The 7,974-nt window shown below is 65.0% G+C and carries 9 protein-coding genes; 5 read left to right on the forward strand and 4 right to left on the reverse strand.

What is annotated here, in order from left to right:
* Positions 1-49: 49 nt before the first annotated feature.
* Entirely contained in the window at positions 50-1,063 is a 1,014-nt protein-coding gene (gene rfbB, locus B0293_RS36940) for a dTDP-glucose 4,6-dehydratase (RefSeq protein WP_005151587.1), read from the forward strand.
* Between the two features lie 5 nt (positions 1,064-1,068).
* Positions 1,069-1,977: a glucose-1-phosphate thymidylyltransferase RfbA gene (rfbA, locus tag B0293_RS36945; RefSeq protein WP_005151585.1), complete on the forward strand. Its 909-nt coding sequence runs from the start codon at positions 1,069-1,071 to the stop codon at positions 1,975-1,977.
* A 44-nt stretch (positions 1,978-2,021) separates the two neighbouring features.
* Here the strand turns inward: rfbA and B0293_RS36950 are convergent, their stop codons facing one another.
* Both B0293_RS36950 and B0293_RS36955 read right to left on the reverse strand, forming a co-directional pair.
* Positions 2,022-3,872 carry a multicopper oxidase family protein gene (locus B0293_RS36950; RefSeq protein WP_005151583.1) on the reverse strand — a complete coding sequence of 617 codons (1,851 nt, stop codon included), beginning with the start codon at positions 3,870-3,872 and terminating at the stop codon, positions 2,022-2,024.
* A 168-nt stretch (positions 3,873-4,040) separates the two neighbouring features.
* Positions 4,041-4,343, reverse strand: a complete 303-nt coding sequence (locus B0293_RS36955) for an ArsR/SmtB family transcription factor (protein ID WP_039915640.1) — start codon at positions 4,341-4,343, stop codon at positions 4,041-4,043.
* A gap of 50 nt (positions 4,344-4,393) precedes the next feature.
* Here B0293_RS36955 and B0293_RS36960 point away from each other — a divergent pair, with 50 nt between their 5' ends.
* The 3 genes from B0293_RS36960 (at position 4,394) to B0293_RS36970 (ending at position 6,782) form a co-directional block, all read left to right on the forward strand.
* Positions 4,394-5,347 carry a DMT family transporter gene (locus tag B0293_RS36960; protein WP_005151580.1) on the forward strand — a complete coding sequence of 318 codons (954 nt, stop codon included), beginning with the start codon at positions 4,394-4,396 and terminating at the stop codon, positions 5,345-5,347.
* Complete coding sequence (locus B0293_RS36965; protein ID WP_005151579.1) at positions 5,334-5,699, forward strand: hypothetical protein; 366 nt, start codon at positions 5,334-5,336, stop codon at positions 5,697-5,699. Before B0293_RS36960 ends, B0293_RS36965 begins: the two co-directional genes overlap by 14 nt.
* 315 nt (positions 5,700-6,014) lie before the next feature.
* Positions 6,015-6,782 (forward strand): hypothetical protein, encoded by a 768-nt coding sequence (locus tag B0293_RS36970; protein ID WP_005151578.1) that lies wholly within the window; start codon positions 6,015-6,017, stop codon positions 6,780-6,782.
* Between the two features lie 282 nt (positions 6,783-7,064).
* Here B0293_RS36970 and B0293_RS36975 read toward each other — a convergent pair whose 3' ends face one another.
* Entirely contained in the window at positions 7,065-7,457 is a 393-nt protein-coding gene (locus B0293_RS36975; RefSeq protein WP_245191838.1) for a transposase, read from the reverse strand.
* Positions 7,408-7,833, reverse strand: a complete 426-nt coding sequence (locus B0293_RS36980) for a hypothetical protein (protein ID WP_245191837.1) — start codon at positions 7,831-7,833, stop codon at positions 7,408-7,410. Before B0293_RS36980 ends, B0293_RS36975 begins: the two co-directional genes overlap by 50 nt.
* Positions 7,834-7,974 lie beyond the last annotated feature (141 nt).

The following is a 7,974-nucleotide window of genomic DNA, read 5'->3' on the forward strand; positions in this document are numbered from 1 at the left end:
CCGCCTACGGTTCTCCTTGATGGCCAGTGATCGCCATGGAGGAGGCTCGGTGCCCACGACGATTCTCGTGACCGGAGCGGCCGGTTTCATCGGCTCGCATTTCGTGCGTCATTGGCGAACCCGGCATCCGGCCGACCGGGTCGTCGCGGTCGACGCCCTGACCTATGCCGGGAACAGGGAGAACCTCGCCGATGTCGAACCCGGTGTGGTGTTCCGGCAAGCCGACATCCGGGACCAGGACGCGATCGCGGACCTGCTGAGCGAGCACCGCGTCGACGTCGTGGTCAATTTCGCCGCGGAGTCCCACAATTCGTATGCCGTGCTGCGGCCGGTGGAATTCTTCGAAACCAACGTGGCCGGGACGGTCGCACTACTCGAAGCGGTCCGCCGCACCGGCGTCGGGCGTTTCCACCACATCTCCACCTGCGAGGTCTACGGCGATCTGGCACTCGACTCGCCGGACTCGTTCACCGAGGAATCCCCATACCGGCCGCGCACGCCTTACAACGCGTCGAAGGCAGGCGCCGACCACGCCGTGCGCGCCTACGGCCTGACCTACGACCTTCCGGTGACGATCACCAACTGCGCCAACAACTTCGGCTCGCACCAGTTCCCGGAGAAGGTCATACCGCTGTTCACCACAAACGCGTTACGGGGCCTGCCGCTGCCGCTGTACGAGTCGAGCCACAACCGTCGCGAATGGTTGCACGTCTCCGATCACTGCGCCGCCATCGAGGCCGTGCTCGACCGCGGCCGGATCGGCGCCACCTACAACGTCGGCAGCGGCGTGGAGGCGGATGTGGAGACGATCGCCGACCTCGTCTTGGATCATCTCGGCCTGTCGCCGGATCTGAAGGTCACCGTGCCCGACCGTCCTTCGCACGATCGTCGCTATCTGCTCGATTCGGCCCTGGTGCGCGGAGAACTCGGCTGGCGACCGTCGATCGCGTTCGAGGAAGGGCTGCGGCGCACGATCGACTGGTACCGGGACAACCGGGCGTGGTGGGAACCCTTGATCGGCCGCTCCCCGGTGGCCGAGCAGACCGCCTGGGCCGGGCGCTGATCGTCGTGAAGGGCATCATTCTCGCCGGAGGCGAAGGAACCCGGCTGCACCCGCTCACGACCGCAGTGTCCAAGCAGCTGCTGCCGGTCTACGACAAACCGATGGTCTACTACCCGCTGTCGGTGCTGATGCTCGCCGGCATCCGGGAAATCCTGCTGATCTCGACACCACGCGACCTACCGCTTTTCCGGCTGATGCTCGGCGACGGGAGCAGGCTCGGATTGAGCCTCTCCTACGTCGAGCAAGCGCGTCCCGGCGGGCTGGCAGAGGCGTTCCTGCTGGGCGCCGACCACGTCGGTGACGACTCCTCCGCGCTGATCCTCGGCGACAACATCTTCCACGGGCAAGCCTTTTCGCAGCTTCTGCGCGCACATTCGCGCGACGTCGACGGCTGCGTGCTCTTCGGCTACCCGGTCAGCGACCCGGAGCGGTACGGGATCGCCGAGACCGACCCGGCCGGGAACCTCCTCTCGATCGAAGAGAAACCCCGGGCCCCGAAAGCGAATCAGGCGATCACCGGCCTGTACTTCTACGACAACGAGGTCCTGGAGATTGCACGGCGGCTCAAACCGTCCGCACGCGGCGAACTGGAGATCACCGACCTCAACCGGGTCTACCTCGACCGTGGCCGTGCCCGGCTGGTGAAGCTGGGGCGCGGGTTCGCCTGGCTGGACACCGGAACGCACAGCTCTCTTCTGCAAGCAGCGCAGTACATCCAGACGCTGGAAGAGCGGCAGGGTGTGCGGATCGCCTGCCTTGAGGAGATAGCGCTGCGCATGGGATTCATCGACGCCAGAGCCTGTCTGGCCGAGGGTGAGAAGCTGGCCAAGACCGAGTACGGCCGCTATGTCATGCAAGTGGCGTTGGACCACGAAGCCGGAAGTCTCACCACCGCACACCCTGTCGCGTTCTGAAAGCGCGGAGGCCGCTTCTCGCCCGGGAAGCGGCCTCCGCACTTTCAGCCGTGATGACCACCGTGTCCACCTGGCGCCGGACTGTGCGGGGTCCCCTGCGGCGGCAATGAATGCGACGCGGTGCCGACGACGAACGGCCGCATCATGCCGTGGTCCTCGTGTTCGAGGATGTGGCAGTGGTAGACGAAACTGCCGGTCCCGTCACGGAACTGGGCCGCCACCGACACCAGGTCGTGTTCGTCGATGCGAATGGTGTCCTTCCAGCCCAGCTCGTCCGGGCCGAGCCCCTTCGGCGCGCCGTAGGTCGCCGTGTAGGTCAGGACGTCGTTCGCCGCGTCGGTCTCGGCCACGACGTCGTAGGTGTCCCTGGAAAGCGCCTGGAACGAGACCAGGTGGATATGCGTGGGGTGGTTGGGTCCGGACAGGTGGAGGAAGTTCCAGACCTCCCAGTCATTGGGGCGGACCTGGAACGACACCGGATCGTCGAACCGCAGCGCCACCCGGCGGAAGGTCGTGGTCACCCCACCCTTCACCACCTTGACGAGGCGATCGCCACGCTGCGGCCGATAGCCGTCGCCGACGCGGGCCAGCTCCCACATCTGCGGGTTTCCGCTCACGGTGCCGTCGTCGGTGGCGCTGGCGACCCAGCGCTGCACGTGGCCCGCCGGCAGTGAGCCCGGCGCGACCCGTGAGAACGTCGGAGACGCCACGGCGGGCGGGACGAACGGGTCCGCGACACTCCGGGCGGCGACGCGGAACTGCATGACCTCGCGCCCCAGCGGCAGTGTTCCGTCATCCACAGTGGACAGTCGTACCGACGCGCCCTGGAACGGGCCGAAGTTCACCAGGACGTCGACGCGTTCGGCTGGGGCCAGCGTGAGCCGGTCCAGCCGGTGCGGGGCACCGAGGAACCCCTGCTCGGTGCCGATCTGGATGAACGCCCCGTTGAGCGGCGTCGTGCTGCCGTCACGGTTCTCCTTGCTCAGCTCCAGCCGGTAGGTGCGGGCGTTCGCGGCGTTGAGGATCCGGAACCGGTACCACTGCGCGGCGACGTCCAGATGCGGCCAGATGACGCCGTTCACCGTGTTGAAGGGACCGGCGAAAGGCAACCGCACGCGGCCGAGAGCGGTGTCGTAGTAGCCGATCTTGTGCAGGAAACGGCCATTGAACGCGCCGGTGGCGTCGGTGTCGAGGTTGCGGTCCGCGAGCACCAGCGGGATTTCCTTGATCCCGCTGGGAAGTCTGAGCGCGTCCTCCTCCGGATCACGCACGAGATAGAACCCGGCCAGTCCCGCGTGGACGGTGTAGGCGGTGACGTCCATCGCGTGGTCGTGATACCAGAGCGTCGACGCGCGCTGGACGTTGGGATACTTGGCGATCTGCGCCTGTCCGGCGACACGCAGGTCCATCGGCCAGCCGTCGCTGTCCGCGTTCATGGCTCCCCCGTGCAGATGGGTGACCAGCTTCGGCGCGAGCGCGGCGACGTCCGGCAACGGCGTGGCGTCGCCGCGCCCGACACCCAGAATCGAGTCGATGCCGGTGAAGGGCACCTCGACCGCGGTCACCGGATACCGGCCTTCGACCTTGTTCGTCCACGTGACCGTGACCGGGCTACCCCGGCGGACGTCGATGACGGGACCGGGGAAGCTTCCCTCGTAGGTCCACACGGGAGTCAGCGGAAGCTGGGAATGCGCGCGGTAGGTACCCGCGATCTGCCGGATAGACAGCGTGGGGCCGGGTCTGAGCACCGGCGGGATCGGCAGCGGATCGGCGAACTTGGTCAGATCGGTCGCGGCCCGGGATTGCCCGACCCCGGCCGCGAGCACCGTGACCGGGATGGCGGCGAGCCCGAGACCGAGAACGGACCTCGAGAGGAACTGACGACGATTCGACATGGCGGCTCCTTCGATGAGTGTCGAATGGAGCCCGATCCTCGATCCGGAAAGCCCTGCGCCTCAATCGAACAGCGGGAAGACAGGGGACATGAGGGGTTCAGCCCTTCCGGCCCACTGTGGAACGCCGGGTTCTGTCTGGGGTGGACACGCTGTTCCGCCACCGCAGGATCACCGCAGCTCGTCGAAGAGCCGGAGGGCACGGTCGAGGCCATCGGCGTCGATCGCGTGGAAGTTCCACGGGCGGATACGGGTGGTTTTGACGAGTCCGACCTGCATGAGCCTTTCGATGTGCCGGGAGGCGGTCGGTACGGAGATCCCGGCTTTGGCGGCGATGAGGGAGAGACATGCGCCGTGCTCGCTGAGGTCGCCTTCGCGCTGGGAGACGAACTCGGCCTGAGGGTCCTTGAGCCACTGCAAGATATTGATGCGCACATCGGAGGCGAGCGCCGCGGCCACGTCACTGAGCTTCACCTAGTTAGCCTACTTGCTAACTAGCTTACTGCACAAGTAGGGTCTCGATCATGCGCAGCCTGGTTTCGGTGTGTGCCGCCCTGCTGGCCGTCGTGCTTTGGGCGACCAACGCGACGGTGGCCGCGGAAGCGTTGCGCAGCGTGACGGCCTTGCAGTTGCTGACGTTGCAGTACGGTGCGGCCGCGGTGACGCTCGCCTTCGTGGGGGTCTGTGGCACCTTTGGCTCTCGCGAGACCGTGCGGGAGGCTCGGTCGCAAGGAACGAACTCACCAGGGTGGCGTGGCCTGGCGGTCGGAATGGTCGGGCTGACCGGGACGATCCTTCTCCAGAAGGTGTCCTTCGCGTTCGCCCCGGTATTCGACGCGAACGCGATCTCCTACGGGTGGCCGCTCCTCATCGCGCTCTGGGGCGCCTGGTCGCGGGGAATCGCCCGAGGGTGGCCGCAACTGCTCCTGTCGGCACTGGGGATGACCGGGGTGGTCATGCTGCTGGGCGTGGGAGCGGAGGCGCCGTCACTGGGGTCGCTGATCGGCTACGTGTGCGCCGCGGGTTCCGCCGCCTGCATGGCGTTCTACACCGTGGCAGCAGGGAGGCTGCGGTTGCGGACCATGCAGGTTCTGTTCCCCGCGGCGATCGCGGGTACCGCCATCGCTTGGATCGGATCCGAGGTCAGCGGTGCGACCTGGCCTCCGGTGTCGGAATGGCTGGGGTCGATCTATCTGGGCATCGGCCCGATGGCCGCCGGCTATCTCCTGTGGACGGTGGCCAGTGCCCGCGGCCGCCCCAGCGTGATCGCCGCGATCGGTTACCTCACCCCGTTCGCGTCCACGGCGCTACTGATCGCGGCGGGCGCGCCGGTCACCGCACTGACCGCGGTGGGGGCGATCCTGATCCTGGCGTGCAATATCGGCGTACTCCTGCTCGGTCGCGGCGAGAGCCACCGCGAACCCGGGACAGCGCCGAAACCATCGACCCCGGAGTTGCTGCGCGATGCTGGCCACTGACGCCCTCGATCGAACACGCCTGAGTGTCGAGCATCTTCGCCGCACCGTGACCCCTCCCCTGTCGAGGACCGCGCTCAATCCGGCGATATCCACCGCCGATCTCTACCTCGTCACCGGGAATCTCGTCAATGTGCTCGAGGCGATCGCGACCGGTGTGACCACGATCAACAACGAACTGATGGCGCGATGGCGGCAGAATCTTCTGTCGGCAGAAGGTTCGTCGTCCGATTCCGTGGACAACGAGGTATACGCGGTGAATCACTGGTCGGCCGTGGCGAGTGGTGCCGCGCACGATCTGCGTCACGTCCTCGCCGACATGCAGTTTCTCCTTTCCGGGCTCGCGGATCGATAGAGCGAGGACGCCCGCCGATCCACCAAAATACCGACGTCGATATTTGACCGTCCGCGGATTCTTCAATTCACACCTTTCACGTCTCGCAGCCTGGCGCGTAGTCGTCGATCACCTTTTTCTTGTCCGGCACAATGGATTCCATCCACTGAGAATCACCTAGCACGATGTTGAGAGCAGGTTGGTAACATTCCTACGACGGAGAGTTCTCCGATCGACTGGGACACGAGATTCGACAAGCGAACCGATGAATGCGCCATACATGGCACCGCACCCTTGTCTATTTTTGGGATAAGCTGAAGTATCGGGGAGGTACTCGTGCGCGTCTTCGAAGAAAAGTCCAGAGCAGAACTCATCGGCAAGAAGTCTTACTGGCAGATATCCGACCTAGGCCTGAAGCAAGTCGAGTTCGACTATGATCCCGAGCTGCTGATGCTGATACTCGACAAGGCTCGGCGCATCAGAGACGAGGCCAGCGAGAAACGACACCTGAACCTTCGTTTCATCCGGAAAGCGCATGTCGCGATCCCCGAAATACTCGAACTGGTCCACTACCCCGGCCGTCTTGACCGGCTCAGCGAACTGGCGGGCACCGCACTCGAACCGTATCCGGTATCGGTGATCAGCTCCACGATCACTTTCATGGGCGCGAACCCGGATGACGGAACGGTCGCCTGGCACACCGACGGTGTCCCGGCCACCGAAATCGTCCCTCTTGCCATGCACGACATCGACGGCGGGGAGCTGCAGATCTATCACGGGGATTACGAAGCCGGCTTCACCAGGCTCGGCGAGCACGGCGCGCTACCCGAACGCGATCTGATCACCGTCCCCCATCGACTGGGCGCGAGCACGCTGGCCCAGCTGATGCGCGTCCTGCACCGAACCGCCCCTATCCGGAGCGGATATCGCGTCAGCCTCAACATGAATCTGCGATCACGGGACCAGCCCTTCATCGACGACAACCCGCTGTACTACCTGGCCGCGGACAACCCCGACTACGACTGGATCGACCAGTACCTCAGCGATGTGCGGGTCCGCCAAGTCCCCGCCTACCTTGCCTCGCGCCGGCCCGCGAAATCATAGACGCGCCACACTCGACAGGAACGGATCGACCCCGGGCATCAGCTACGCGAAGGTGATCAATGTCGACCGCATACACACACTTCAATTCCGCGAAGGTAAATTTCGATGACGTCTACCGATCCGGGGACGCGTCTCCCTACTACGCCGAAATGAGCAGGCTCGACTATCAGATACCATAGAATTCGCTTCCCTGGTTCTTGCGTGTCATCGACGAGATCCGGGCCGTTCGCGGCAGCGACCTGTGGGGTTCCAAAAGTCGCTCACCGGCGCTGACCAGTGAATTTACGCGGCCCGTTCGTATTCGTTGATGAGGCCTCCGAGCAGCCGATGTCGCCTGATCCGCTGAGAGTTGAGGGCCGCCACGGGGTGGGTCGGTCGTGGTGGGCGAAGCTCGCGGGAACGATGCGGCCTTCGACCGTTGTAATGCCGGACGTACTCGGCGAGCACGGCGCGCAGATGCCGATCGCCCAGAATCAACATCCGGTCGGTGAGCTCGGTTCTGACCGTGAGCACGAACCGTTCCGCGTAGCAGTTCGCCCGCGGGCAACGCGGAGGAATCCTCACCACCTCGATACCGACGTCGGCCAGAACGGCATCGAACGACGCCGAGAACTGGCCAGCCCGATCACGGATGAGAAACCTGAACTCGTCGACGCGACCACCAAGACCCAGCATGAGATTGCAGGAGCGGACCGACCGCATCGAACAACGCCCGGCCAATCTCCCCAGCAATGAGCGGTTCGGCCACGTTTAGCGCCAGCGTGACGACGCTCGAGACCAGCAGCAGTCGGCGCGCCGGCCGGATCACCTCCGCGGAGGCGCCACGCAGCGACAACTGCCGGATCGCGATCAGCAGCGCCAGGACCGACAAGCCCACGGCGGGCGCGACCAACGGAGCAACCCAACCGGATACGCCGAGCCGGAGACCGAAAGCCAGGACGTTGCCGAATCCGAACAGGAACGTCAACCCCACGATGACGCCGACGATAACCGTGACCAGGTGAAGCACTGAGCCACGCTCGACCGGAAAACCAACAGCTTTGGCAGACACGAAGTAACTCCTCGTAGCCAACGATCCAAGATCAACTGGCGATATTCAGGCGACCGGAACACGCCGAAACGCGTCCGAAGCTGCCCCAACGAAGAGGAACGAGAGACTGCAGACCTGCAAAAACAGAGGAAACGCCTGGTC

The organism is Amycolatopsis azurea DSM 43854, assembly GCF_001995215.1.
Classification (GTDB): Bacteria; Actinomycetota; Actinomycetes; order Mycobacteriales; family Pseudonocardiaceae; genus Amycolatopsis; species Amycolatopsis azurea.

Bases quoted from the DNA above. Each gene is read 5' to 3' on its own strand.
- B0293_RS36950 (WP_005151583.1), bottom strand. From the start codon at position 3,872: ATGTCGAATCGTCGTCAGTTCCTCTCGAGGTCCGTTCTCGGTCTCGGG.
- B0293_RS36960 (WP_005151580.1), top strand. From the start codon at position 4,394: ATGCGCAGCCTGGTTTCGGTGTGTGCCGCCCTGCTGGCCGTCGTGCTT.
- B0293_RS36965 (WP_005151579.1), top strand. From the start codon at position 5,334: ATGCTGGCCACTGACGCCCTCGATCGAACACGCCTGAGTGTCGAGCAT.
- B0293_RS36975 (WP_245191838.1), bottom strand. From the start codon at position 7,457: ATGCTGGGTCTTGGTGGTCGCGTCGACGAGTTCAGGTTTCTCATCCGT.